Source organism: Pandoraea aquatica (assembly GCF_902459565.1).
Taxonomy (GTDB): Bacteria; Pseudomonadota; Gammaproteobacteria; order Burkholderiales; family Burkholderiaceae; genus Pandoraea; species Pandoraea aquatica.
The window spans coordinates 325,452-351,117 of record NZ_CABPSN010000004.1; the positions used below are offsets into that span (position 1 = coordinate 325,452).

Below are 25,666 nucleotides of genomic sequence, written 5' to 3' on the forward strand. Positions count from 1 at the left end.
TGTCTGTGAACGTCATTCTCATCGACCTGTCCCACCGTCATGATCGATACGCTACCTGCTCTTGAAACGCCGCTTGATGCGGCCAGCCATCCGCATATCTATCCGTACGTCGTGCAACGTGCGTGGGTGGATGCGCACGATCCCGAGGGGGATGTCACTGAGCCATTTTCTGACGATGTCTTCGTTACGCTCGTACTCGATAGCCCGAGTGGACTTCGACGCCTGCACGGTAACGATCTGCAAGCGGCCGGCCTGACTTTCGAAGCGGTATTTGCGCAGGCCGCCTCCAATCTTTCGCGTGCATGGACCGCGCGCCACTTCGAATTCGGTATTGCGCGCCTGGACGACGGTACGATGATCGGCGGCTCGCGCGGCAACTGGATGGCACCTGCCGGTGCGCTCGTGCTGGGCAATCTCTATCAGTCGATGGTGGAGCACTTTGAGATGACGGAGTTTGCGGCCGTCGCCGTGAACCGAACGTTCGTTGTGGCGTTTCCTACCGACACGAAGACGCTCTCATCGCTGGCGCTACGTCAATTGATCGAGGGGGCGTCGAACGGTGCAGTGCTCCCTATCTCGCGTAGCTGGTTGCGTCTCGATGGCGACTGGCCGTCCGCGTATCGTGGAAGTCCGGCTTTCTGAAACGGGTTTTTCGTATTGACTCGTTTCACATAGCCACGGCTCTTGACGCCAAAACGTGACATCGACGGCTACATAGACTCATTGACGGCACATTTCGCTGCCGTCACCGGAGACTACGTATGCCAGCCTTGCCATCAGTACCTGGCCATGCCCCAAGCGCCTATGCCGCTCCGACGCTCGATTCAATCAGCGGTGGGGTTCCGGCCGTTTCGCCGATTGCCTCCGAGCGTCTTTCGCATTCCGCCCTGGCGACCGATTTCGATGGCGCTCGCATCCTGAGTGCCGTCGTGGAGCCTGTGCTGCGGGCACCGTGTCGGACGCTCCTGCCACAAGCGTCCCCAGTGGAAGTGCAGGTCGACGGTCGCACTATCATGCATTTGCATTCCGAACCGGATCGTGTGGCGTTTCTGGACGAGAACCGGGTCGGCGCGCTCTGGATGGAACTGCTCGACGCGACGCGTGCTGCGGATGGATGTCCGACCAACGCTCATGCGGGCGATGTGCCGTTGGATATTTCGGCACGCATGGCGTGCCTGGGCGTTGGCGCGGGGGAGCGGGGGCGCACTGACGTCCATTCGCCCCTGGAGGCCAACTTCGAAATGGTCTCGGACTTGCCTCGGGCCACGAGTCCAAACGTGGACGCCAGTGAATTTGCAACCGTCGAGGCGTTATCGCTGCCGTCGGTGTACATCCGGGAGCCGGGGTTCGCCCCGGGCACGATGGCGGCGCTTGAGTATGACCTGGGGTGGCGTGCGTTGGCCCCGTCGTGGCGCGCGGTCATGCCGATCATCGACGAATCCGTGTGGGCCTCAGACCCGAACACAGAGCTATTTTGTGCGGTGGGTCGCGCCGTTTTGCCGCATCTTGCCACCCGCGAGGCGGGGAACGTTGCGGACACCATCTGCGCGCGCATCGTGGCGTTTCACATGCACGCGGGCGGCCTTGTCGATTGTCTTTCGAACGTGACTCGATCGGTCGAGCGCATGGGGAAGGAGGGCGAAGTTGCACGAGTGGCGGCCATCGAGATCAATGACTTTCTCGTCGAGTGTGCGGGGATCGACTGGCGGAAGTCGTTGATTGGCCGGGAAGGGGAGGATGCGCTGACGCGTCGTCGCGCAGCCTGCACGGAAGCGGCGACGAACATGTCCACGACAGAGCTGCCTGCAGATGTGGATACGACGACGAGCGAATCCGATGGCTCGGCACCCAAAACCGATGATCACTCGTGGAATTCGCAACCCTTAACTTACGCATGGCGATGAAAAAAGCCGCAACCCCGAAACGGTTGCGGCTTTTTTTCTGCCGTACGGACTGAGCGGACGGTTGGCGCGAGATCCTGCGCCGCCTGTCCGTCCCGATCAGTCTTCGCGGCGCAGGTGCGGGAACAGCAGCACGTCGCGAATGTTCGGGCTGTCGGTGAGCAGCATGATCAGGCGATCGATGCCGATGCCGCAGCCGCCCGTCGGGGGCATGCCGTACTCAAGTGCGCGAATGTAATCGGCATCGTAGTACATGGCTTCTTCGTCGCCGGCGTCCTTCTGCTCGACCTGCGCACGGAAGCGTGCGGCCTGATCTTCCGGATCGTTCAGCTCCGAGAAACCGTTGGCGATTTCACGGCCCGTGATGAACAGTTCGAAGCGCTCGGTGATGCCCGGGAGCGTATCCGAGGCGCGTGCGAGCGGGGAGACTTCCACCGGGTAATCGACGATGAACGTCGGTTCCCACAACTGGCTCTCGGCCGTCTCTTCGAACAGTGCCAGTTGCAGCGCACCGAGGCCGGCGTTCTTGAACTGCGGGGCGTCGACCTTCACGCCGTACTTGCCCAGTGCGCCGCGTACGTAGTCGATCTCGGCGAGTTGTGCGTCGGTGTATTCCGGCGCGTACTTGCGGATCGCTTCGACGATCGTCAGGCGATGGAACGGCTTGGACAGGTCGAGTTCGCGACCCTGATATTCGATGGTCGCGGTGCCGCGCGCGTCGGTCGCTGCTTGGCGGATCAGCGCTTCGGTGAAGTCCATCAGCCAACGGTAATCCGTATAGGCTGCGTAGAACTCCATCATCGTGAATTCCGGATTGTGACGCGGCGACACGCCTTCATTACGGAAGTTACGATTGATTTCGAACACGCGCTCGAAGCCGCCGACGATCAGGCGCTTCAAATACAGTTCAGGCGCGATACGCAGGTACATCTGCATGTCGAGCGCGTTGTGATGCGTGATGAACGGCTTGGCCGCAGCGCCACCCGGGATCGGGTGCAGCATCGGCGTTTCGACTTCCATGAAGTCGGCGTTCGTCATGTACTGACGCATCGATGCGATGGCCTTCGCACGGGCGCGGAACGTGTTACGCGTTTCCGGCGACGTGATCAGATCGACGTAGCGTTGACGGTACTTCGTTTCCTGATCGGCGAGACCGTGGAACTTGTCCGGCAGGGGACGCAGTGCCTTGGCGAGCAGTCGCAGTTCCTTGACCTTGACCGACAGTTCGCCGGTGCGGGTGCGGAATAGCGTGCCGGTGGCGGCGATGATGTCACCGATGTCCCAGCCCTTGAAGGCGGTCATCGAGTCGACGCCGACGTCGTCACGGCTCACGAAGAACTGGATCTGACCGCTGCCGTCCTGCACGGTGGCGAAAGCCGCCTTGCCCATCACGCGCTTGAGCATCATGCGACCGGCGACCGACACGGCGATGGGTTCGGCTTCGAGCGCTTCGTTTTCCACGCCCTCGTAGCGGGCTTGCAGATCGCCGGCGTGCTGCTCGGGACGGAAGTCGTTCGGGAACGCGACGCCGCCAGCGCGGATCGCCGCCAGCTTCTCGCGACGCTCGGCGATGAGCTTGTTGTCGTCCTGCGGCAGGTCGTTGGCCTGATTGGCCGAGTCGGCCGGAGTGTTTTGATCGGTCATGATGCGAACGATGAAGTTATTCGGTAAAACGCAGCGTGTGGAGCAGCGCATTCTTGAGCGAGCCATCGGGCGCGCCCAGCCAGATCAGTTCGGTGCGATCCTGGTGCGGGCCGGCATTGGCCGCGGCGCTCGGGTCCCGCACAAACAGCGCCGCGATCGACTGCGAGCGCGGCTCATACAAAATATGGACGTACTCGCTAGGGCAGTCGTGCGGCTTGCAGCTCTGCACCAGCAGCCAGGGCTTGCCGGCGACGCTCACTCGTTGAGACGGCGTCGACGTTCCCCCCTGACGCACCCACGCGGGTACATTGCGCGGTGCAACGATGCGTGCGTAAGCGCCCGAGAAGTCCGGGCGCTTGAGCAGTTCATGCAGGTACGGTCCCGTGTCGGGACTCGCACCCGGTGCACCCGGCGTACTCGCCGGGGCAGCCACGGCGGCGCGCTGAAGACACAGCGCACTCACCACCCACACGGCTAGCGTGCGGACAAACGCCATTCCTTACACTCCCTGCTTGAGGCTCGCCGAGATGAAGTCGTCCAGGTCGCCGTCGAGCACCTTGCCGGTGTTGCCGGTTTCCACGCTGGTACGCAAATCCTTCACACGCGACTGGTCGAGCACGTACGAGCGAATCTGGTGACCCCAGCCCACATCGGTCTTGCTCGATTCGAGCTTGTCCTGCTCCGCGCGACGCTTGCGCATTTCGTGTTCGAACAGGCGCGAGCGGAGCATGTCCCACGCTTCGGCGCGGTTGCGGTGCTGCGAACGGTCGTTCTGGCAAGCGACGACGATCCCGGTCGGGATGTGCGTCAGACGCACGGCGGAGTCGGTCTTGTTGATGTGCTGACCACCTGCGCCCGAGGCACGGTACGTGTCGGTACGCACGTCGGCCGGGTTGATGTCGATTTCGATCGAGTCATCCACTTCCGGATAGACGAACAGGCTGGCAAACGAGGTGTGACGGCCGCCCGACGAGTCGAATGGCGATTTGCGCACCAGACGGTGGACACCGGTCTCGGTACGCAGATAGCCGTAGGCGTAGTCGCCCGTGACCTTGAGCGAGGCGCTCTTGATACCGGCGACGTCACCGTCCGACACTTCGAGCACTTCGGCCTTGAAGCCCTTGCGTTCGCAGTAGCGGAGGTATTGGCGCAGCAGCATGCCGGCCCAGTCGTTGGCTTCGGTACCGCCAGCGCCGGCCTGGATGTCGATGAAGCAGTTGTTCGGGTCGGCCGGGTTGTTGAACATCCGGCGGAACTCCATGTCGCCCACGCGTGCGGCGAGACCCTGCGTGTCGCTTTCGAGCGCCACGAGCGAATCTTCATCGCCCTCGTCGCGGGCCATGTCGAACAATTCCTGCGTATCGGAAAGGCCGGTGTCGAGCTCGGTCAGGTTGGTGACCACGCTGTCGAGCGCCTTCTTTTCCTTGCCCAGTGCCTGGGCGCGCTTGGAATCGTTCCAGATGTTGGGGTCTTCGAGTTCCTTGTTGACTTCCGTCAGGCGAGCTTGCTTGACATCGAAGTCAAAGATACCCCCTGAGCTCGCCAACGCGGGTGCGCAGGTCGGCGAGCAGGGATTCGAGGGCGTTGAGGCGTTCGGCTTCCATGAGCTAGGGCGTTTGCAAATTCGGGAAAACCGGAATTATAACGCAGCGAAGCCCCCGTTTCCCCCATTTTTCGGGGGTTTTTGACGACTTTCGGACAACAGCTCAGCGCGACGTCTGGCGCAGACCGAACGCATCGCGCGCGTAGCCGACGTCCGCGAGCGACGTATCGTCGAACGAGGCAAGCGCTTCGACCTGAAGCTTTTGTTCGTAATGCAGACGCCATTGATCGACAGCGCGGAAGAACAGGCCGAGCGGCGTGACCGGCGCAGCAACAACCGGGGCGGTGGCGTTGAGGTTGGCGGCGGCGGACAGAGGGCGGTACATGATGTGACTTCCTTCACAAGGTGCGGCGGGCTGGCCGGAGACGGGATGTCGTGGCTGACGTCGCATTAGGGATAACCCGAAGCTTATTCCTTTCCTATGCGCTAAAAAAGTGAATTGTTTAGCTGATTTTGTTCACTATTATTGAAGTGACGACGCGCCTCGCTTAACATTCGGCATCGTGTGAATTCGTGCCTGCTTTCTGCCCCCGGAGCTTCCCCATGGACTTTCTGCAACTTCAGACCTTCAAGGCCATCGTGGACGAGGGCAGCGTGCTGGGGGCCGCCGAGGCGTTGCACTGCGTTCAGTCGAACGTGACGGCCCGCATCCGCTCGCTCGAACACACGGTGGGCGTGAAGCTCTTCCACCGTCAGGGGCGCCGTCTGCAACTCACGCCCAGCGGACGTACGTTGCTCGGATACGCCGACCGGATTCTGGCGTTGTCGCGCGAGGCCAGTGCGGCACTCAATCCGGCAAACGAGCCGTCCGGCGACTTTTCACTGGGCGCGATCGAATCGTCTGCCACATCTCGACTGCCCGCCGTGCTCGCACGGTTCCACGCGGCCTATCCGAAAGTGCGTCTGAATCTGGTGACGGATACGTCGCTGAATCTGCTCGACGAAATTCAGCACGGTCGCGTCGACGCTGCCCTGATTGCGGGCACGGCGTGTCTGGAAGCACAGGCACAGATGTCAGTTGTGGCCGACGAGATCTATCGGGAGCCGATTGTGCTGGTCGCGCCGGCGCGCGCTGGGCGGGTTCAAGAAGCCGCCGATCTCTCGGGGGCGACGTTGCTCATGTGGCCGCAGGGCTGTCCGTATCGCGGCACGATGGAGCAGTGGCTCGCTGCGAATGCGGTCACGCCGGGACGCATCCTCAGCTATGGCAGCTACGCAACCATCGTGGCGTGTGTCGGTGCGGGTGTCGGCTATTCGCTGGTACCGCGGGGGATTTATCAGCGTTACCGTCAGGAAGCGAACATCGTCGGCCATGCGATGGAAGATCTCGCGGCGGTGCCGAACTTCTTCGTGCGCCATCGGGGCGTCGAGGTGCATCCGGCACGCGAAGCGTTCCTGCGCGTGATGCGTGAATACGTTGCAGAGGCGCAGCCCGCGTAGATACGTAACCTTGTGCACTTCTCGCGATACGGGAAGTGCGGTTACCCCATTTGCGTAAAGTGAATGCTCAAATGATAATGTGTCTCATTAGCATTTGATTTGGACATTTCGCAAATGGTCACTTCTCAGCCGTGGCGGCACGCCGTCGATCTCGACGGGTTGTCGGTGGTGCGTGGCATACAGCAGGCGCAGGCAGGCGCTTCGGTGCGCGAGTCGCTGGCGGGCGGAGATATCAAGATCGTGTTTTTGCTCGACGGCGCATTGCAGTGGGCCGCCGGCGGTACACCGCTACTCCACGCGGGGGCGGGGAGCGTGAACGTGTGCTTTGGCGACACGCCGCTCGACATCGATAACCTCTACGGCGAATCGAATGCGTTGCGCTACTTCAGCTTGCGGCTCTCCGAGCGCTATCTCATCTCAGCGTGTGGGCTGGACGCACATGCGCTCACGCGGGGCTGGCGCGAAAGCGCTGCCAACACGTCGGATATGCGCGGCGTGCAAGGTGCCTGGTGTGGGACGAGCGCCGTGTTGACGCGTGCGATGAGTGCCGATGAATGGCGTTGGGCCAGTGCGATGACGTCGCTGCACGCAGACGGCAGCGATGACGACACCTGCTGGCAACGCCTTGCGCTGATCGGACAAACGTTCGAAGCGTTGGCGCGATGTGCTGCCTATACGCAGGACATGGAATCCCATCGCGACCGGGTCACGCGTCGTGCCGTGTTCGCTGCTCGCGACGTCCTCAACGATCACCTTCAAGCACCACCATCGCTGCCCGTGCTCGCTCGAGAAGTCGGGATCAACGTCAACAAGCTGTGCGCGGGTTTTCGTCAGCAGTTCGGCACGACGGTGCATGGTTACGTACGTGAGCGTCGGCTTGCGACAGCGTTTGAATTGCTGAGCGCGCGGCGCATCAGTGTGAGCGAAGCGGCGTGGCAGTGCGGCTACACGGACTCGCATTTCGCCAAGGTCTTTCGTGCGCGTTTCGGTATGTTGCCCAACACCCTGACGCGCGAATCCGCAACGCTGCGCGGCTGAGGGAGCGCGTCACTTTGTGATGCCATCGGCACCGTTGGTGATGCAAACGCGAGTGACGTAATGCGGTCATCGGCACGATAACGAGATCGAATTTCAGTCTCGTTGGTGTGTTGCCGATGTCTTCCAAAAAAACAAATCGTTTCAGCGCCGATAAGGCGCAATACCCGTCAACTACGCTTTTGACGGTAACGCCCGGGGTACGGCGCGCCGTCGCAATCGCGGCGTTTGCCGTGGCGGCAGGGACGGTGCCAGCGTACGCGCAAGTGGCATCGCCTGCGTCTGCTGCGTCTGCACATGCGGCACAAACGTCCGATCAAGCAACGCAACCCGACGCCGCTGCGCTGCCGGTGACGCAAGTCACTGACACCGCCGCGCGTGATGCGCGCGCCGCCGCTACGCAAGGCTCGTTGCTGGGGAGGATTGCGCCGTCGGTGCGTGACATTCCGCAGACGGTGACCGTCGTCGACGAAAAGCTCATCGCGCAGCAGGGGGCGCATACCGTCGAGGACGTACTGCAAAAGGTCCCCGGCATTACCGTTCAGCCCTATGTCCTGCTGACGACCGCCTACTACTCACGCGGCTTCAAACTCGACGCCTTCGAGCAGGACAGCGTTCCCGTGCTCATGGCGAACACGGCGGCGGGACCGCAGGACATGACCCCCTACGAGCGCGTGGAGATCATTCGCGGATCGACCGGTCTGTTTCATGGCACGGGCAATCCGGGCGGGTTGGTCAACCTCGTGCACAAGCGTCCGGGGAAGACGTTTGCCGCTTCGGCCGCCGTGACGCTCGGTAGTTGGGATCGCTATCGCGAAGAGGCCGATATCGGCGGGCCGCTGAATCCGAGCGGATCGCTGCGTGCGCGGGTTGCGGTGTCCGATGACCGGCAACGCATGTATTACGACGTTGGCCGTCAGCATGCGACGACCGTCTACGGCGTGACGGAAGCCGACCTGTCATCGACGACGCTGCTTCGCGTTGGCGTTCAATATCAACGTACGACGTCGACTCCGAACCTTGCGGGCGTGCCTTTCTCGACCACCGGTGGCGATCTCCACTTACCGCGTTCTACGTTCCTTGGCTCGTCGTGGGACACCTTCGACTGGTCCGAGACGCGCGTATTCGGCACGTTGGAGCAGCAACTCGGCAACGGCTGGGCAGCGAAGCTTTCCGCGAACTATCTCGATGCCGGTGGCGATCTGAAGTACGGCGTGGCGTTCGGGGCGATCAACCCGACAACCGGGACCGGCAGTCAACTGACCGGCGCGGCCTACCGGTTCGACAACACGCAGACGGGCGTGGATCTTCAGGTCGACGGACCTGTGCGGGTGCTGGGGCGCGAGCACCATCTGCTGTTCGGCCTGCAACGGCTGGAGGCGACAACGCAGCAACGCAGCGCGGCCTTGGTTCCGTCGATCGGCGGCAGACCCGTCAACATCTTCCGATGGGACCCCAACAGCGTCGCGGAACCCGCCACGGGGCCGTTCTCGAACGTGACACCGACACGCACCGTGCAAAACGGTGCCTACGCCATGGGCCGCATCCGTCTCGCACGGCCGCTCACGCTCGTGCTGGGCGCGCGCGTTTCGTGGTGGGATCAGCATGCGCCGGCAAGCAGCTACCGCACAGGCGCGAAGGCCACTCCCTACGGTGGTGTGGTGTTCGACCTGAACGACACATGGTCTCTCTACGCAAGCTACGCCGACATTTTCCAGCCTCAGACGGTACTCGATGCAGGCAACAACCTGCTCAAGCCGATCACTGGCGCGAGTTACGAGGCGGGCATCAAGGGGCAGTTGTTCGAGGGGGCGATGGATGTCTCGCTCGCCATGTTCCGCATTCGTCAGAAGAACCGCGCACAGACCGACCCCAGCGTTCCTTGCGTAGGCACGACGTGTCGCTACATCGCGTCCGGCGAGGTGCAGAGTCAGGGCGTCGAGATGCAGGCGAACGGCCAGATCACGGACGCATGGAACGTATTCGCGGGCTACACCTTCAACACGACTAAATACCTGACCGACGCCACCTCGCAAGGTCAGTCGTTCGCCGACTTTGCGCCGCGTCACCTGTTTCGTGTGTGGACGAACTACGACCTGCCGTTCGACGGCCGTCGCTGGAGCGTAGGCGGCGGCGTCGACGTGCAGAGCGAGACATCGTCCACATCCAACGGTATTCGTCTGCGTCAGGGCGGGTATGCCACCGTGAATCTGCGCGCGGGCTATCGCTACAACAAGCATCTTTCGGCGGCGCTGAACGTGAGCAACGTATTCGATCGCCGCTATTACCAGAGCCTGTCGAACACCAGCTGGAACAACCATTACGGCACACCGCGTAGCGTCATGTTGACGGTGCGAGCCGACTACTAAGGAGCATTTTCATGAGTCACTCGACAACTCCGATGCGCCCCTTGCGCAGTTTGACGTGGGCGGCAACGCTCACTGCGGGGGCGTGGCTGATCGGCTTGCCGATAGCATCGGCACAGACGCCAGCACAGGCCCAGCCGATTGCCGTGGAGAACGTCTGTCATCAGACATCCGCGAGCACCGTATTGCGGGGTACGTACCAACTGGAGGGGGAGGGGCCGTTGCCGATCGAGTTGGTGCTGACATCACGCGAGGGGACGTCGTCGCGACTGTTTCAGGTCACCGGCCTGATCGCCGAGGGCGAGCATCGATTCGGGGTGACGGGGATGGCGTATTGCACAGGCAAGGCGAACGACACGCTGGCGTTCGACGTCACGATGAGCGGCGGATTTTACGACACGCCGGTCGACGACGAGTTGCGTCGTGCGTGGCCGGCGGGCAAGGCCCCGCAACGCGCCAGCTCAGCGGGAACGAGTGTCGTTCATGCCGAGGTGGCGCTTGCGTCTATGCAGGGTTGGGCGGAGGCCATGCGCACGATCGTGCTGACAGGGCAGCGTGTGATGGGGCCGAAGCACGTCTCGGCGAAGCTGGTGTTCAGCCCTGAGCGTGCTCGATGATCATCTGCACGCGCGATACGCCATTAAAGGTGTCCGCAGCTAAGCGATACGCGAACTGCGCGCGGCTTGGCAACGTGTCGGCGTGATTGAACCAGATCGCGTTGAAACGCATGCGACCTCGTCCGAGTTGCAGCTTCAGGTGCTTGTCTTTCAGGATGGCCTGCGAGAGCACGTCGAACTCGCCGGAGAAAACTGGGGGCGGGAAGCCCTGTCCCCAAACTTGGGCGTCGAGCATGGCGACGAAGGGCGGGACGAAGCAGTCGTCACCGATATCGCCGTCGGTTTCGATGACGCGCGAGAGCGTCTTCTCGTCGAGCCATTCCTGTCCGACCGCTTCGAACGCCGCCTGAAAACGCGGTAACGCGTCGGCCGCAATCGTAAGACCGGCGGCCATCGCGTGACCGCCGAACTTGCCGATCAGACCGGGTTCGCGTTTGGTGACGAGGTCGAGCGCGTCGCGCAAGTGGAAACCGGGGATCGAGCGCCCGGACCCTTTGATCTGACCGTCGTCCCCCGGGGCGAACACGATGGTCGGACGGTAGAACTTCTCTTTGAGGCGGGCCGCCACGATACCGATCACGCCCTGGTGCCACGTCTCGTTAAACGCGCAAAGCGTGGTCGCGGCGCGTGGATCGAAGCGCGCCAGATCGGCCAGCGCTTCCTGTTGCATGCCGGCTTCGATTTCGCGACGCTCGCGGTTCATTGCGTCGAGTTCCTGCGCAAGCGTCCAGGCGCGGGCGTCGTCGTCCGTCAGCAGACATTCGATGCCGAGCGACATATCCGCGAGACGTCCGGCAGCGTTCAGGCGTGGGCCCAGACCGAAGCCGAGATCGAAACTGCCGGCCTGCCGTGCATTGCGGGCGGCCGCACGAAAGAGCGCGTTGATGCCGGGGTGCATCCGTCCGGCGCGCATGCGTGAGAGGCCCTGTGCCACCAGAATGCGGTTGTTGGTGTCGAGCTTGACCACGTCGGCAACGGTGCCCAGTGCCACGAGGTCCAGTAACGTATCTAGCCGCGGCTGTTCGCGCGCGTCGAAAGCGCCACGTCCGCGCAACTCGGCGCGCAGCGCCAGCAGCACGTAGAACATCACCCCGACGCCAGCCAGATTCTTGCTGGGGAACTCGCAGCCCGGCTGATTCGGATTGACGATGCAGCGCGCGTTAGGCAGTTCGCTGCCGGGCAAGTGGTGGTCGGTGACCACGACTTCGATCCCGAGCAGTTGTGCGGCGGCCACGCCATCGAGGCTGGCGATGCCGTTGTCGACGGTAATCAGAACATCCGGCGGGCCTTGTTTGCCACGCGCCGCCAGCGTCACGATTTCCGGCGTGAGGCCGTAACCGTATTCGAAGCGGTTTGGCACCAGATATTCGACGTTCGCGCCAAACATGCGCAGTCCACGTACGGCCACGGCGCAAGCCGTCGCCCCATCGCAGTCGTAGTCGGCCACGACGAGCATGCGTTTGCCCGCGGCGATGGCGTCTGCGAGGAAGACTGCCGCCTCTTGCGCCCCCTTGAGCTGCGTGGGCGGAATCAGGCGAGCGAGCGCGGTTTCGGTCTCGGTGCTTTCGACCACACCGCGCGAGGCGAACAGGCGGGCCAGCACGGGGTGGACGCCGTCACGCGAGAGGGTATCGGCGGTCGTCTCGTCGACGAGACGGGTGACGATGTCGGTCATGCCACTTCCTCGCCCAGCCGGGCCAGCGGCACCATGCGTGCGGTGAGCCCCTGGCGACGCCAGAACTTGCGCAGGTCGCCGCTACGGGCGCGCAGGGTCACGGAGTGGCTGTCGCCGCACAGCGTGAGCGCGACTTCTCGCGCTTGCCCTTTTTGCAGACGCTCCAGCGCTGGCGCCAGCCAGCGACGGTCGAGGTCGACGAGGGCGTCGCGCCAGCGTGCCCAGTCTTCCACCAGGAAATAGGATGTCAGGGTGTCGATCTGCACCAGGGTGCGGCCGTCGGCGGCGTCGATACCTGCCGAGGTGGGGTGCAGTGCGATCTGCATATGTTTCGCCAGTCCGCGCGTAGCGGGGGCGTCGGCCAATACCGTGACGCACGGACGATTCATGCGGGGCGCCGCAATACGCTGACCGCCGCCGAACAGCCAGATGGCGTTCACGGGCGGCAAGCCGCGTGCTTCGCGGGCCTGATTGGCCGGGTGGTCGTACCAGGCCATCTGCACTTCGTTTTGCCACTTGCGCCACGTCAACTCGGCCTTGCCCTGCGGCAGCCAGATGTCGACGTTACGTCCGGCGGCGCGCGCGGGCGACGCCGCGAGGAGGTCGCCCAGCGCGGGGGCGCTCAGATACCACCGGTCGGGGCGCGGTGCGATCAACTCGCCGCCTTCTTCGGCGAACAGCGCGTGTGCTGTCGTGAAAAGGGCCGCAGATTCCTCCGCGCTCAATTCCAGTTCGGCCGGATCCGTCAGCACGAGATGGTCGGTGGCGATGTGGATGTGGGCGGGTTGCGCGCAGTACCAGAACCGGGTGTCGAGTGCGCCGCTGTCGTCAAACAGCATGAACGGCGCGAGCGGCGCGCGCGCGGGGCCGCCGGGCAGCCCGAAAGCGTCGGCGAGCCAGCGTTCGTGCGGCAGCGTGGGGACAAACGGGTCTTCCGGCACGTCCTGCGCCGACTGAACGCCGCGCGCGAGCAACTTTTCGAGCGCGGGCAACTCCAATTCGGCCAGCAGTGCGGGCAAATGGGCCGACGCGGGGAGCGCGAACGGCAAGAGAAAGTGCAGGGCAGGTGTATCCATGTCGAGGCGAATTGTATGGCAAACTTCGCGCTGGCAGTTGGGTGACCCTGACGTCAGGTACGGAACGTACCATTCACCGCGCCGGGCAGGGGCCGGGGGCGGAGTTTGGGTACTGGACCCGCGCGGGTGCAAACCGGCGCCGGTACGCTCCGATCGATCCTTATCAAGAATCAGGAATCCGTTTGAAATTCCCATACGAATGGCAGATCGGCTGGCGCTATACGCGCACCGGCAAGCGATCATCCGGCAACGGTTTCATTTCCTTCATCTCCTTCATCTCCATGGCCGGCATTGCGCTGGGCGTGGCGGCGCTCATTGTGGTGCTCTCGGTGATGAACGGCTTTCAGAAGGAAGTTCGGGACCGCATGCTCTCCGTGCTGGCGCACATCGAGGTCTTCGCGGTCGACGGCAACCTGCCGGACTGGCAGCGTACGGCCGCCGAAGCGCTGCAAAACAAGAACGTCATTGCGGCAGCGCCTTATGTGGGTGAGCAGGCCATGCTCACGCGCGACGATAACGTGCGCGGCGTGGTCCTGCGCGGCATCGTCCCGAGTGAGGAAGCGAAGGTCTCCGACCTCGGCAAGCAGATTACGGACGGTACGTTGACCAACCTGACGCCGGGCAGCTTCGGCATCGTGCTCGGGCGAGAGCTGGCGCGAGCGCTGGGCGTGAGCATCGGCGACAAGATCACGCTGGTGGCCCCTCAGGGCACGATCACGCCCGCCGGCGTGTTGCCACGCGTGAAGCAGTTCACCGTGGTCGCGATCTTCACGGCGGGGCATTACGAATACGACAGTTCGCTGGCGCTCATTGACCTGCATGACGCGGAAACACTCTTCAGACTCGACGGCCCGACGGGCGTGCGTCTGAAAATTCAGGATATGGAGCAGGCACCGCTCGTGGCGCGCGAACTGGCCAAGACGCTCTCCGGCAACATGTGGGTGCGCGACTGGACCCAGCAGAACAAGAACTGGTTCGTGGCGGTGCAGACCGAAAAGCGCATGATGTTCATCATCCTGACGCTCATCATCGCGGTGGCGGCGTTCAACCTCGTGTCCTCGCTGGTGATGACGGTGACCGACAAGTACGCGGATATCGCCATTCTGAGAACGCTGGGCGCGCAGCCCGGCTCGATCATGAAGATCTTCATCGTGCAGGGCGTGACGATCGGCTTCGCCGGCGCGTTGCTCGGTGTCGGCCTCGGCTGTCTGATTTCGGTGAATATCGGGACGATCGTGCCGTTCATCGAACGTTTGCTGGGGATTCACTTTCTGCCGCAAGACATCTACTTCATTTCCGAATTGCCCTCGGATCTGCAATCGTCCGACGTGATCCGTATCGGGGTGATCTCCTTCATCCTCTCGGCGCTTGCGACGATCTATCCGAGCTGGCGTGCCTCGCGCGTCAAACCGGCGGAGGCTCTGCGCTATGAGTAACGCAAATCAATCGATGGCCCCCGTGCCGAATCTGGCTTATGACGGCCCTGTGTTGCGGGCTCGCGATCTGCACAAGACGTTCAAGCAAGGTCAGTTGAACGTGACGGTGCTCAACGGGGCGAGCCTTGACGTTGCGCCCGGTGAGAAGGTGGCGATCGTTGGGGCGTCGGGCTCCGGCAAGAGTACTTTGCTTCACGTGCTGGGTGGGCTCGACGATCCGTCGCGTGGCGAAGTGTCGTTGCTCGGCAAGCCGTTTTCGTCGCTGCGCGAGCGCGACAAGACGGCGCAGCGCAATCAGTCGCTCGGCTTCGTTTATCAGTTTCACCATCTGTTGGCCGAGTTCTCTGCGCTGGATAACGTGGCGATGCCGCTGCGTATCCGTCGCCTGCCGACCGAGCAGGCACGCGCAGCGGCACAGGTGATGCTGGAGCGTGTCGGGTTGGGTTCGCGGATGAAGCATCGTCCGTCGGAGCTGTCGGGCGGTGAGCGTCAGCGCGTGGCGATGGCGCGGGCACTGGTAACGCAACCCGCATGCGTGCTGGCGGACGAGCCGACCGGTAACCTCGACGGGCATACCGCTGAGACCGTCTTCGAGCTCATGCTGGAGTTGTCTGAGACGCTCAAGACCAGCTTTGTGATCGTCACGCACGATATCGATCTGGCGCGTCGTTGCGATCGGGCCTTGCGTCTTCGCGAAGGGGTGCTGGAATCTGCGTAAGTTCGTGAAAGGCTGGCGGTTGCCGGTCATGACGGACAGATAAGCGCCGGGGATTTCCCCGGCGTTTTGCATTTTCAGGACGGTGCGCGAATGCGTTTTTCGGCAACGTCCTAGACCATGATGCGGTGTTGTCCGATGGTCACGACAAAGACGACGTGCGAGCCTTGTCATCGCCCCGTAGAATTGACGCCTAAGGACACCTGACCATGTGGATCGATACCCATTGCCATCTCGATGCGGCCGAGTTTGACGCCGACCGCACTACTGTGATTACCGACGCCGTCGCTGCCGGGGTGGTCGGGCTTGTCGTGCCTGCGGTCGAATGCGCGACGTTCGACGCGGCTCGCGCTGCCGCCCGCGCCATTCCCGGAGGCGTGTATGCGTTGGGCATTCATCCGCTCTACACGCCGCGCGCACGCGACGAGGACATCGCGACGCTGCGCCGGGCGGTCGAGCTTGCCATGGGCGATCCGCGCTTCGTCGGCATTGGCGAGATCGGACTGGATTACTTCGTCAGGACGCTCGACCCCGATCGCCAGCAGTTCTTTTACGTCGAGCAACTGAAGATCGCACGCGATTTCGATCTGCCGGTCATTCTTCACGTGCGTCGCTCGCAGGACGCGCTGCTCAAACAGCTTCGAATCTTCACGCCGCGAGGCGGCATCGCGCACGCGTTCAATGGCAGTCGTCAGCAGGCGGACATGTTCGTCGAGCGTGGCTTTTGCCTTGGATTCGGTGGGCAGATGACGTTTGATCGCGCGTTGCAGATTCGTCGTTTGGCTGTGGATATGCCGTTGGAATCCATCGTGCTGGAGACGGATGCGCCCGACATTGCTCCGGAATGGCGCTATAAGCAGCGCAATAGCCCTGTGGAATTGCCGCGCATCGCACAGGTGCTGGCGGAGCTGCGAGGCATTGCACCTGAGGTGTTGTCTCAAGCGACGTGCGCCAACGCCTGGCGAGTGCTGCCGCGCTTGTCCGGTGCCATGGCGATGGTGCCGGGCGACGGACCTGCCGCGAATTTCTCTCTGATGTCCCCCAACACTTCCGGGCAATCGCGCTGACGCCGAGGCGTCGCGCGACGGTCGAAACATGACGTGGTGACGTCATGAGAATGGTGCTGCTCGCCTGGGTGGCGGGTGTCTGGTGGCTGCAACAAGCCTCTGCGCTGCCGACGGGACAAGGATTCACCGTGGTGGTCGGCATTGCCGGGTGTGTATTCGTCGCGGGTGCGCTGCGTGTGATTTGGGCGGCGGGGTGTCCCAGTTCATACGCACGACCGTGGAGGGCGAAGATCGAGAATCGCTGTCGTGACGGCAAGGCCGCACTGACTGGTGGCGGTGCCGAATGCCCTCCGGTCATTGCCGGAGCGTCTGCAAATTCAGTCTGGCAACGATGGTCTGCCGTGACGGTATTCGCGTTGAGTGCCGGTGTTGGTGGATACGCCTGGGCGGCGTACCGCGCGGAACTGCGGCTCGGGGACAGCTTGCCTGCTGCACTTGAAGGGCAGGACGTGCTGGTGACTGGCGTGGTGACGGGGCTGCCCGTCACTACAGACGACGGTGTGCGGTTCGTCTTTGATGTCGAGAACGCTTACGCCGTTGGGCGGGGCAGTGTGGGGCTCGGCGGCTGCGACGCATGTGGCGCTTCGTCAGTATGCGGCAATGATGATGCTGACGCGGCATCGCTTGCGCTGACACGACACGTTGGCGGCGATGACTCGGCATGTGGTGCGGTGCACGTGCCGAAGCACATCGAGTTGGTCTGGCCAATGCGTTCCCCCTTCGGCGGGAATCTCGCACGGCGCAGTGCTGTCGACTTAGGTGTAGGTGTAGGCGATGCGTCGAAGGGCGCTTCAAAGGGGGCAGGGTCGCGGTTGCCTCGTGCAGGTGAGCGATGGCGAATGCCGGTTCGTCTCAAGGCACCGCGCGGCTTCGCTAATTGGCACGGCTTCGATGCGGAATTGTTGGCGCTGATCCGAGGTATTCGGGCGTCGGGGTACGTACGGACATCGTTTGGCAAAGGTGCGCTCCCAAGTGCGGCACGCCCACGTCGCCTGCACGAGGGGCCGTTGCCGGGGTATGGATTCGCGGCGTGGCGTGAGCGATTGCGAGACGATTTGCGCGCCGCGCTTGAGCCGTCGGCGAGATATGGCGGCGTGCTGATGGCGCTGGTGCTCGGCGAGCGCGGCGATATCGCGGATGACGATTGGCAAATGTTCGCCGATACAGGCGTGAGCCATTTACTGGCGATCTCCGGGTTACATGTCTCGCTGGTCGCCGGGGCGATGGCTGCGATGGTGGGCGGGCTGTGGCGTCGAGCAAGCTTCGCGCGATGGCGCTTGCCATTGTGGTGGCCAGCGCCGAAGGCGGCCGCTGTTGCAGGGTTGCTGGCGGCGGTGGCTTATGGCGCGATTGCAGGTTGGGGTGTGCCTGTGAGGCGAGCCGTTGGCATGGTCGCGATTGTGGTGCTGGCATTGCTCTCAGGGCGATTCGCTGCGCCGTCTTACGCGTTGGCATGGGCATTGGCAATTGTCGTTGCGCTGGATCCGTGGGCCGTCGTCACGCCCGGCCTTTGGTTGTCGTTCGGCGCGGTGGCGGCGCTCGTGATGGCCGCGAGGCGAAGCGACCGGGCGCTCTCGAAGTCGAGCGGGCGCTGGGGCATCGCTTTTGGCCGCCGACTAGCGACGGCGGCTCGCGCGCAGTACGCGGTCACCATCGGACTGATCCCGTTGACGCTCGCGTGGTTCGGTGCGGTGCCATTGCTTGGGCCATTGGCGAACGCCGTCGCTATTCCGGTCATGACGCTGATCGTTACGCCTTTGGCGCTCGCAAGCTTATTGCTGCCTTCCGGTCTTGCGCACTGGGCGCTCGTTGTTGCGCATACGGTGGTCGTCTGGCTGGCGGACTGGTTGGCCACGCTGGCGGCACAGCCTTGGGCCGTTTGGCGGGCACCGGTCGCGCCACTATGGGCACAGACGGCGGCCGTGGCTGGCGTGGTGGTTTGTCTGATGCCGATGCCGCAGTGGGTTCCCGCAGCTCGGAAGTGGGTGATCAGCATACGACTCGCCGGCGTTGCGCTGATGGGGCCGGCGGCGCTGACGTCCCCGCAACGGCCGTCGGTGGGCGAGTTTCGGGTGACCATGCTCGACGTCGGTCAGGGCAATGCCGTGCTGGTCGAAACCGCGACGCGAACGCTGCTGTTCGACAGCGGCCCGCCATTGGGGCGACGCAGTGACGCGGGGCGGCGTGTAATCGTCCCGTATTTGCGCTCGATGGGGATCACGCGACTCGACCGGCTGGTCGTCAGCCATGCCCACGACGACCATTTTGGCGGCGCGTTGAGCGTGTTGCGGGCGTTTCCAGGGGCGCAAGTTCTGTCGTCCTTGCCCGATGGGCATCGGGTTCGGCGCGCGTCGACAACGCATCGCACCTGTCTTGCCGGGCAGCAGTGGCAGTGGGAAGGCATCACGTTTCGGTTTCTGCATCCGGACAAGGCGGCGTTGCGTAACGGCTGGGGCGGGAGGTCGGGGCCAAATAGTGTGAGCTGTGTGCTGCGCATTGAGAACGGACGGCACAGTGCATTGCTCGCGGCCGACGCAGAAAGCGCACAGGAACGCACGATGGTGGCCCGCTATGGGAGGGCGCTTCGCTCGGACGTGCTTCTCGCCCCGCATCACGGCAGTTCGACATCGTCGACCTCGGCGTTTGTGAGCGCGGTATCTCCGACGCACGTGGTGTTTCAGACGGGGTACCGAAACCGTTTCGGGCATCCGAAACCGGCCGTGGTCGCCCGTTATCGAGCGGCGGGCGCGACGCTCTGGCAGAGCGTGACGCATGGCGGCATTCGGTTTTCCAGCGCGCCAGACGGCATGACGGCGCAGGCCTATCGTGCGAGTTACCGGCGCTACTGGCACGCAATGTCGCCCGATTCGTCCTGAAAAGCGGCAGCTTGAGCTGTATGTGGGGGCTTTCCGGGCACTTTTTCGTGACGGCGCAGAGTGGCAATTCGACGGAAACCTCTACGGGTACTCAACGAGCGGTTCGCTAGAATGGTCCGGTGAATGTCATGCGGCCTGATCCTCGTGCCGAATGCACAAACGTGCGCCAACGTGCGCCAACGTGCGCCAACGTGTGCCGCCGTCCCATGGCGCATGACGCACGCTCGCCAAGACAACGAATTCCATGACAAGAGACATCATCCATTTCTCGCACGGCAACGGCTTTCCCGCCGGGGTCTATCGCAAGATGCTCGGTGCGCTGGCCGACGAATACGACGTGCGTGCCATCGATCGAATCGGGCATGACCCGCGTTATCCGGTGACGCCGGGCTGGCGATATTTGCGCAACGAACTGGTCGACACGCTGGAGCGTCAGTATCGGGGCGAGCCGGTCTGGCTCGTGGGGCATTCGCTCGGCGGCTTCCTGAGTCTGATGGCGGCACTCAAAGCCCCACAGTGCGTGCGGGGTGTGGTGATGGTGGATTCGCCTATCGTTACGCCGGGCTGGCGCACACAGATGCTTCGTCTGGGCATGCTGACGGGGCTTTACGAACGGATGTCGCCCGCGGGGGTGACCAAGAAACGTCGCGATCAATGGCCCGACTGGGAAAGCGCGTGGCAGCATTTTGCGAGCAAACCGGCGTTCGCCAGTTGGGATCCGGACGTGCTGCGCGATTACATTGATTGCGGGACGTTGCCGACGGGGGAGGGCGAAGCCCGGCGTCTCGCCTTTGCGCGCGAGATCGAATATCGGATCTATCTGACGTTGCCGCCTTTGCTCGCCGTGCGCGCACTGCGAGGCGTGCCGGTGCCGGTCGGCTTCCTCGCGGGGACCGAGTCTCGGGAGTTGCGTCAGGCCGGGATCGGGGCGACGCGCCGGATTGTCGGCACGCACCTGCGTTATGTTCCCGGCACCCATCTTTTCCCGATGGAGCGCCCGCTGGACACGGCGGCAGCCATCAGCGACATGCTCGCGGAATTGCGTGGAGAGCATCGCCGTCCGTTGGCCGCCTAAATGTTGCGCGTGGCACGCCGTGCGCCGCGCGACGATGCCTCGGGGGGGGGCTCAGCAACTGAGCGGCGGCCGGTGGAGAGGCGAGTCAATGCGCGCTAATGCGCGTGAATGCGCACATTCGGCAGCGCCGGTGGTGGTTTGTGCTGCCCCGAGTCTGAGATCGCAGAGTTTCGTGCCGGGGCGCGCCGGTCGTGACGGGACGCCGCGCAGGGTGCCTGTCAAGGCCAAAATTTGCCGCGCAGCCCCTCGAGGACGGGGCGGGTTTCGGGTATAATCCGGCTTTCCCGCGAGCAATTACTGCGATGACCAAATTCGTTTTTGTCACGGGCGGCGTGGTTTCCTCTCTTGGTAAGGGAATTGCTGCCGCATCTCTGGCCGCGATTCTCGAATCGCGTGGCCTCAAAGTCACCCTCCTCAAGCTTGACCCCTACATCAACGTCGACCCGGGCACGATGAGCCCGTTCCAGCACGGCGAGGTGTTTGTGACCGAGGACGGTGCTGAAACCGACCTCGATCTGGGTCACTATGAGCGCTTCATCAGCGCGAAGATGCGTCGTGCGAACAACTTCACGACGGGCCAGATCTACGAGTCGGTGATCCGTAAGGAACGCCGAGGCGAGTACCTCGGCAAGACCGTTCAGGTCATTCCGCACATCACCAATGAAATTCAGGCCTTCGTGGAGCGCGGTGCGCGTTCGACGTGGGACGGCCATCCCGACGTCGCCATCGTCGAAATCGGCGGCACGGTCGGTGACATCGAGTCGCTGCCGTTCCTCGAAGCCGCGCGTCAGATGAACCTGCGCCTGGGCCGCAACAGCGTGGCCTTCGTGCACCTGACGCTCGTGCCGTACATTGCGACGGCCGGCGAACTCAAGACCAAGCCGACGCAACACAGCGTGCAGAAGCTGCGCGAAATCGGTATCTCGCCGGACGTGCTGCTGTGCCGCGCCGATCGTCAGATCCCGGAAGACGAGTGCGCCAAGATTTCGCTGTTCGCGAACATCCCGCAAGACGCCGTGATTTCGGTGTGGGACGTCGACACGATTTACAAGATTCCGCAAATGCTGCATGACCAGGGCATGGACAAGATCATCTGCGACGAGCTGAAGATCGAAGCCAAGCCGGCTGACCTGTCCATGTGGACGCGTCTGGTGCATGCCGTCGAGAATCCGAAGCACGATGTCACGATCGGTATGGTCGGCAAGTACGTCGATCTGACCGAGTCGTACAAGTCGCTGATCGAAGCGCTGCGTCACGCGGCTATCCACACGGAAACGCGCGTGAATATCGAGTACATCGATTCCGAGCAGATCGAGAAGGACGGCACGGATGCGCTCAAGCATCTGGACGCGATTCTCGTGCCGGGCGGTTTCGGCCGTCGTGGTACGGAAGGCAAGATCAAGGCGATCCGTTACGCCCGCGAAAACCGCGTGCCGTATCTGGGCATCTGCCTCGGCATGCAGCTGGCCGTGATCGAATTCGCGCGCGACGTCGCCAATCTGGCCGACGCCAACAGCACGGAATTCGAACCGGCAACGCCGCATCCGGTCGTCGCTCTCATCACCGAGTGGCAGGATCGCGACGGCAAGGTCGAGCAGCGTACCGAAGACTCGGATCTGGGCGGCACGATGCGCTTGGGCTCGCAACGTGTGCCGGTCAAGGCCGAAACGCTGGCGTCGCGCATTTATGGCGAGACGGTCAACGAGCGTCACCGCCACCGTTACGAAGTCAACAATCACTACGTCCCGCAGCTCGAAGCCGCCGGTCTCGTGATTTCGGCACGCACGCCGACCGAGAATCTGCCGGAAATGATGGAGCTGCCGCAGCAGGTGCACCCGTGGTTCGTGGGCGTTCAGTTCCACCCCGAGTTCACCTCGACGCCGCGCGATGGTCACCCGCTCTTCAAGGCTTACGTTGAAGCAGCGCTGGCCGGTCAGCAAGCGCGCAAGAAGGCCGCCTGAGACGCGCAGCGAGCGAGAAACAAGGAGTTCCCATGAAACTGTGCGGTTTCGATGTTGGCCTGAACAAGCCGTTTTTCCTGATCGCGGGTACCTGCGTCGTCGAGTCGGAGCAAATGACGATCGACGTCGCAGGGCAGCTCAAGGAAATCACGAGCGCGCTCGGCATTCCGTTCATCTACAAGTCGTCGTTCGACAAGGCGAACCGTAGCTCGGGCAAGTCGTATCGCGGCCCGGGCCGCGAACAAGGCCTGAAGATCCTCGAAGAAGTGCGCCGCCAGCTCGGCGTGCCGGTGCTCACCGACGTGCACACCGAAGAGGATGTCGCGGTTGCCGCGCCGATCGTCGACGTGCTGCAAACGCCGGCCTTCCTGTGCCGCCAGACCGATTTCATCCGCGCCTGCGCCCAGTCGGGCAAGCCGGTGAACATCAAGAAGGGGCAGTTTCTCGCGCCGCACGACATGATCAACGTCATCGACAAGGCCCGCGACGCTGCACGCGAAGCCGGTCTTCCCGATGACGTCTTCATGGCTTGCGAGCGAGGCGTTTCGTTCGGCTACAACAACCTGGTCTCGGATATGCGCTCGCTGGCGATCATGCGCGAGACCGGCGCGCCGGTGGTGTTCGACGCCACGCACTCGGTGCAGTTGCCGGGCGGACAAGGCACCAGTTCGGGCGGTCAGCGCGAATTCGTGCCGGTGCTCTCGCGTGCCGCGGTGGCTGTCGGCGTCTCGGGGCTCTTCATGGAGACGCACCCGGATCCGGCGTGTGCACTCTCGGATGGACCGAATGCCGTGCCGCTGGGACGCATGCGCGAACTGCTCACCACGCTCAAGACGATTGACGCGGCGGTGAAGCAGGGCGAGTTCCTGGAAAACAATTTCAACTGAAATGAGACACACCGTCCTGGGGCCACTATCAGCACGCCCACAGGACGGGTATAGCGGCCGGACGCCTTGGCAGCATGGCGTCGAGTCGTTAAGCTTGTCGCGCAGCGGTCGTCAATGGCCGTTGCGAAGGCGAGTCCCCGGAGGAGAGGTCCGCGTGCAGCACGCCGAGTGCACCGTCGACATTGAAGTCACCCCACAGGCCGCCGTGCCTCATTTCGAGGCGCCGTTGTTCCCCCGTCTACGTTTTGCCCACCGGTGCGCGCACACGCGCGGCATCGGTCTCCACGTCAGGATTCGGCGCGCTGCCGGTTCGCGGTCAGCGCTCGGCGTGGAAGCGGCAGGTGGCGGGCAGGATCGCGGCGCGAAGCTGGTTCCCTTTAGCGTTTTTGTCTTATAGATACCGAGGAATACATGAGTGCAATCGTAGATATCATCGGGCGCGAAGTGCTGGACTCGCGCGGTAATCCGACGGTCGAGTGCGACGTGCTGCTGGAGTCGGGCGTGATGGGCCGTGCGGCAGTGCCGTCGGGCGCATCGACCGGCTCGCGCGAAGCGATCGAACTGCGTGATGGCGACAAGTCGCGCTATCTCGGCAAGGGTGTGCAGAAGGCTGTGGAGCACATCAACACCGAGATTTCGGAAGCCATCATGGGCCTGGACGCTGCCGAGCAGGCCTTCCTGGACAAGACCCTGATCGAACTCGACGGCACGGACAACAAGTCGCGCCTCGGTGCGAACGCCATGCTGGCCGTGTCGATGGCTGTCGCCAAAGCGGCCGCCGAAGAAGCCGGTCTGCCGCTGTATCGCTATTTCGGCGGTTCGGGCGCGATGCAAATGCCGGTGCCGATGATGAACATCGTCAACGGTGGCGCGCACGCCAACAACAGCCTGGACATCCAGGAATTCATGGTGATGCCGGTCGGTCAGTCGAGCTTCCGTGAAGCCCTGCGCTGCGGCACCGAAATCTTCCACGCACTCAAGTCGCTGATCGCTGAGAAGGGCTGGAGCACGGCTGTGGGCGACGAAGGCGGCTTCGCACCGAACTTCGAATCGAACGAACAGTGCCTCGCGACCATTCAGGAAGCTGTCGAAAAGGCCGGCTATCGCCTGGGCGACGACGTGCTGCTCGCGCTGGACTGCGCCTCGACCGAGTTCTACAAGAACGGCAAGTACGAACTGGCCGGTGAAGGCCTGTCGCTGACCTCGGAAGAATTCGCCGACTACCTCGCCAACCTGTGCGACAAGTTCCCGATCGTCTCGATCGAAGACGGCATGTCGGAAGACGACTGGGCCGGCTGGAAGATCCTGACGGACAAGCTGGGCAAGAAGGTGCAACTGGTCGGTGACGACCTGTTCGTGACCAACACGAAGATCCTGAAGCAAGGTATCGATCAAGGCGTGGCCAACTCGATCCTCATCAAGATCAACCAGATCGGTACGCTGACCGAGACGTTCGCCGCCATCGAAATGGCCAAGCGCGCTGGCTACACGGCTGTCGTATCGCACCGTTCGGGCGAAACCGAAGATTCGACGATTGCCGATATCGCTGTGGGCACCAATGCAGGTCAGATCAAGACCGGCTCGCTCTCGCGTAGCGATCGTATCGCCAAGTACAACCAGCTTCTGCGCATCGAAGAAGATCTCGGCGATATCGCTTCGTACCCGGGCAAGGAAACGTTCTACAATCTGCGCTAATTCCGTTTCCCCGGGACGTTAGGGCCTGATGGTTGTCAGGCCCGTCTTCCCGGAATTCTTGCCAGGCGAAAGCATGCGAATGGTGACCTTGGTACTGGTGGCGTTGTTGGTTGTCATCCAGTATCCGCTCTGGTTCGGCCACGGTGGTTGGTTGTACGTGCACGAACTGCGCGACGAGCTGAGCGCCGAACAGCAGAAGAACGAGCAGTTGAAAGAACGTAACGATCGCCTTGCCGGCGAAGTGCAGGATCTGCAGGACGGCACGTCGGCGATCGAAGAACGCGCTCGTTTCGAGTTGGGGATGGTCAAGGACGGCGAATTGTTCGTGCAATTCGTCGGTGCGGATGGTGCTGGCGTGCCGCAAGGTGCATCCGGTGCCGACGCACCGCTCGTGTCATCGACCGAACCGGCTCACAAGACGGTCGCTGCTGCGCCGCCGGCCCCGCCGTCGCAGACGAAGGGCAAGACGCAGTCGGCGCACAAGGCGCAGCATCACTGATCCTCGTTGATCCTCACGGGGCGCTGCTGTTGTTCCCGGCAGTTTCGCGCAGACGTAGTACAAAAAAGGCGTTCCCTCGGGAGCGCCTTTTTTTATTG

The 25,666-nt window shown here is 63.0% G+C and carries 21 protein-coding genes; 15 read left to right on the forward strand and 6 right to left on the reverse strand.

Annotated features, from left to right (window positions below):
* The first annotated feature begins 39 nt into the window (after positions 1-39).
* Both PAQ31011_RS15810 and PAQ31011_RS15815 read left to right on the forward strand, forming a co-directional pair.
* Positions 40-642, forward strand: a complete 603-nt coding sequence (locus PAQ31011_RS15810) for a hypothetical protein (protein WP_150576722.1) — start codon at positions 40-42, stop codon at positions 640-642.
* Positions 643-761: 119 nt separating this feature from the next.
* The gene (locus tag PAQ31011_RS15815; RefSeq protein WP_150576723.1) at positions 762-1,904 is read left to right on the forward strand and encodes a hypothetical protein; all 1,143 of its coding nucleotides are present in this window, start codon (positions 762-764) and stop codon (positions 1,902-1,904) included.
* Between the two features lie 96 nt (positions 1,905-2,000).
* Here the strand turns inward: PAQ31011_RS15815 and lysS are convergent, their stop codons facing one another.
* The 4 genes from lysS to PAQ31011_RS15835 form a co-directional block, all read right to left on the reverse strand.
* Positions 2,001-3,545: a lysine--tRNA ligase gene (gene lysS / locus PAQ31011_RS15820; RefSeq protein WP_150576724.1), complete on the reverse strand. Its 1,545-nt coding sequence runs from the start codon at positions 3,543-3,545 to the stop codon at positions 2,001-2,003.
* A 16-nt stretch (positions 3,546-3,561) separates the two neighbouring features.
* Positions 3,562-4,041: an Ivy family c-type lysozyme inhibitor gene (locus tag PAQ31011_RS15825; RefSeq protein ID WP_150576725.1), complete on the reverse strand. Its 480-nt coding sequence runs from the start codon at positions 4,039-4,041 to the stop codon at positions 3,562-3,564.
* Between the two features lie 3 nt (positions 4,042-4,044).
* Positions 4,045-5,149 (reverse strand): peptide chain release factor 2 gene (gene prfB, locus PAQ31011_RS15830; protein WP_174990150.1). Its coding sequence is split into 2 segments (ribosomal slippage): positions 4,045-5,076 and positions 5,078-5,149, totalling 1,104 coding nucleotides; the frame shifts between segments, so codons are not numbered across the junction.
* 102 nt (positions 5,150-5,251) lie between these two features.
* Entirely contained in the window at positions 5,252-5,473 is a 222-nt protein-coding gene (locus tag PAQ31011_RS15835; RefSeq protein ID WP_150576727.1) for a hypothetical protein, read from the reverse strand.
* Between the two features lie 218 nt (positions 5,474-5,691).
* Here PAQ31011_RS15835 and PAQ31011_RS15840 point away from each other — a divergent pair, with 218 nt between their 5' ends.
* The 4 genes from PAQ31011_RS15840 (at position 5,692) to PAQ31011_RS15855 (ending at position 10,606) form a co-directional block, all read left to right on the forward strand.
* On the forward strand, positions 5,692-6,588 hold the full coding sequence (locus PAQ31011_RS15840; RefSeq protein ID WP_150576728.1) for a LysR family transcriptional regulator: 897 nt from the start codon (positions 5,692-5,694) through the stop codon (positions 6,586-6,588).
* Positions 6,589-6,702: 114 nt separating this feature from the next.
* Positions 6,703-7,626 carry a helix-turn-helix transcriptional regulator gene (locus tag PAQ31011_RS15845; protein WP_150576729.1) on the forward strand — a complete coding sequence of 308 codons (924 nt, stop codon included), beginning with the start codon at positions 6,703-6,705 and terminating at the stop codon, positions 7,624-7,626.
* A 230-nt stretch (positions 7,627-7,856) separates the two neighbouring features.
* Positions 7,857-9,992: a TonB-dependent siderophore receptor gene (locus PAQ31011_RS15850; protein WP_174990151.1), complete on the forward strand. Its 2,136-nt coding sequence runs from the start codon at positions 7,857-7,859 to the stop codon at positions 9,990-9,992.
* 11 nt (positions 9,993-10,003) lie between these two features.
* The gene (locus PAQ31011_RS15855) at positions 10,004-10,606 is read left to right on the forward strand and encodes a hypothetical protein (RefSeq protein WP_150576731.1); all 603 of its coding nucleotides are present in this window, start codon (positions 10,004-10,006) and stop codon (positions 10,604-10,606) included.
* Here PAQ31011_RS15855 and recJ read toward each other — a convergent pair.
* Positions 10,584-12,281, reverse strand: coding sequence for a single-stranded-DNA-specific exonuclease RecJ (gene recJ / locus PAQ31011_RS15860; protein ID WP_150576732.1), 1,698 nt, complete (start codon positions 12,279-12,281; stop codon positions 10,584-10,586). The two genes, PAQ31011_RS15855 and recJ, sit on opposite strands and share 23 nt — an antisense overlap.
* Entirely contained in the window at positions 12,278-13,357 is a 1,080-nt protein-coding gene (locus PAQ31011_RS15865) for a regulator (RefSeq protein WP_150576733.1), read from the reverse strand. The genes recJ and PAQ31011_RS15865 overlap by 4 nt, the downstream gene beginning before the upstream one ends.
* Before the next feature lie 182 nt (positions 13,358-13,539).
* Here PAQ31011_RS15865 and PAQ31011_RS15870 point away from each other — a divergent pair, with 182 nt between their 5' ends.
* The 9 genes from PAQ31011_RS15870 to ftsB all read left to right on the forward strand — a co-directional run bounded on the left by PAQ31011_RS15870 (position 13,540) and on the right by ftsB (position 25,568).
* Complete coding sequence (locus PAQ31011_RS15870) at positions 13,540-14,793, forward strand: lipoprotein-releasing ABC transporter permease subunit (protein WP_150576734.1); 1,254 nt, start codon at positions 13,540-13,542, stop codon at positions 14,791-14,793.
* Positions 14,786-15,511 (forward strand): lipoprotein-releasing ABC transporter ATP-binding protein LolD, encoded by a 726-nt coding sequence (lolD, locus tag PAQ31011_RS15875; RefSeq protein ID WP_046291499.1) that lies wholly within the window; start codon positions 14,786-14,788, stop codon positions 15,509-15,511. The genes PAQ31011_RS15870 and lolD overlap by 8 nt, the downstream gene beginning before the upstream one ends.
* Positions 15,512-15,717: 206 nt before the next feature.
* Positions 15,718-16,575: a TatD family hydrolase gene (locus PAQ31011_RS15880; protein ID WP_150576735.1), complete on the forward strand. Its 858-nt coding sequence runs from the start codon at positions 15,718-15,720 to the stop codon at positions 16,573-16,575.
* A gap of 44 nt (positions 16,576-16,619) precedes the next feature.
* Positions 16,620-19,451: a DNA internalization-related competence protein ComEC/Rec2 gene (locus tag PAQ31011_RS15885; protein WP_150576736.1), complete on the forward strand. Its 2,832-nt coding sequence runs from the start codon at positions 16,620-16,622 to the stop codon at positions 19,449-19,451.
* A 244-nt stretch (positions 19,452-19,695) separates the two neighbouring features.
* Positions 19,696-20,526 carry an alpha/beta fold hydrolase gene (locus tag PAQ31011_RS15890; protein ID WP_150576737.1) on the forward strand — a complete coding sequence of 277 codons (831 nt, stop codon included), beginning with the start codon at positions 19,696-19,698 and terminating at the stop codon, positions 20,524-20,526.
* A 302-nt stretch (positions 20,527-20,828) separates the two neighbouring features.
* Positions 20,829-22,487 (forward strand): CTP synthase, encoded by a 1,659-nt coding sequence (gene pyrG, locus PAQ31011_RS15895; protein WP_039399291.1) that lies wholly within the window; start codon positions 20,829-20,831, stop codon positions 22,485-22,487.
* A 32-nt stretch (positions 22,488-22,519) separates the two neighbouring features.
* Positions 22,520-23,374, forward strand: a complete 855-nt coding sequence (kdsA, locus tag PAQ31011_RS15900) for a 3-deoxy-8-phosphooctulonate synthase (protein WP_150576738.1) — start codon at positions 22,520-22,522, stop codon at positions 23,372-23,374.
* 411 nt (positions 23,375-23,785) lie between these two features.
* Positions 23,786-25,069: a phosphopyruvate hydratase gene (gene eno / locus PAQ31011_RS15905; RefSeq protein ID WP_039399287.1), complete on the forward strand. Its 1,284-nt coding sequence runs from the start codon at positions 23,786-23,788 to the stop codon at positions 25,067-25,069.
* Positions 25,070-25,142: 73 nt separating this feature from the next.
* Entirely contained in the window at positions 25,143-25,568 is a 426-nt protein-coding gene (ftsB, locus tag PAQ31011_RS26960) for a cell division protein FtsB (protein WP_150576739.1), read from the forward strand.
* Positions 25,569-25,666: the final 98 nt, after the last annotated feature.

Coding starts and splice junctions, on each gene's coding strand:
- PAQ31011_RS15810 (WP_150576722.1), top strand. CDS start 40: ATGATCGATACGCTACCTGCTCTTGAAACGCCGCTTGATGCGGCCAGC.
- PAQ31011_RS15815 (WP_150576723.1), top strand. CDS start 762: ATGCCAGCCTTGCCATCAGTACCTGGCCATGCCCCAAGCGCCTATGCC.
- lysS (WP_150576724.1), bottom strand. CDS start 3,545: ATGACCGATCAAAACACTCCGGCCGACTCGGCCAATCAGGCCAACGAC.
- PAQ31011_RS15825 (WP_150576725.1), bottom strand. CDS start 4,041: ATGGCGTTTGTCCGCACGCTAGCCGTGTGGGTGGTGAGTGCGCTGTGT.
- PAQ31011_RS15835 (WP_150576727.1), bottom strand. CDS start 5,473: ATGTACCGCCCTCTGTCCGCCGCCGCCAACCTCAACGCCACCGCCCCG.
- PAQ31011_RS15840 (WP_150576728.1), top strand. CDS start 5,692: ATGGACTTTCTGCAACTTCAGACCTTCAAGGCCATCGTGGACGAGGGC.
- PAQ31011_RS15845 (WP_150576729.1), top strand. CDS start 6,703: ATGGTCACTTCTCAGCCGTGGCGGCACGCCGTCGATCTCGACGGGTTG.
- PAQ31011_RS15855 (WP_150576731.1), top strand. CDS start 10,004: ATGAGTCACTCGACAACTCCGATGCGCCCCTTGCGCAGTTTGACGTGG.
- recJ (WP_150576732.1), bottom strand. CDS start 12,281: ATGACCGACATCGTCACCCGTCTCGTCGACGAGACGACCGCCGATACC.
- PAQ31011_RS15865 (WP_150576733.1), bottom strand. CDS start 13,357: ATGGATACACCTGCCCTGCACTTTCTCTTGCCGTTCGCGCTCCCCGCG.
- lolD (WP_046291499.1), top strand. CDS start 14,786: ATGAGTAACGCAAATCAATCGATGGCCCCCGTGCCGAATCTGGCTTAT.
- PAQ31011_RS15880 (WP_150576735.1), top strand. CDS start 15,718: ATGTGGATCGATACCCATTGCCATCTCGATGCGGCCGAGTTTGACGCC.
- PAQ31011_RS15885 (WP_150576736.1), top strand. CDS start 16,620: ATGAGAATGGTGCTGCTCGCCTGGGTGGCGGGTGTCTGGTGGCTGCAA.
- PAQ31011_RS15890 (WP_150576737.1), top strand. CDS start 19,696: ATGACAAGAGACATCATCCATTTCTCGCACGGCAACGGCTTTCCCGCC.
- pyrG (WP_039399291.1), top strand. CDS start 20,829: ATGACCAAATTCGTTTTTGTCACGGGCGGCGTGGTTTCCTCTCTTGGT.
- kdsA (WP_150576738.1), top strand. CDS start 22,520: ATGAAACTGTGCGGTTTCGATGTTGGCCTGAACAAGCCGTTTTTCCTG.
- eno (WP_039399287.1), top strand. CDS start 23,786: ATGAGTGCAATCGTAGATATCATCGGGCGCGAAGTGCTGGACTCGCGC.
- ftsB (WP_150576739.1), top strand. CDS start 25,143: ATGCGAATGGTGACCTTGGTACTGGTGGCGTTGTTGGTTGTCATCCAG.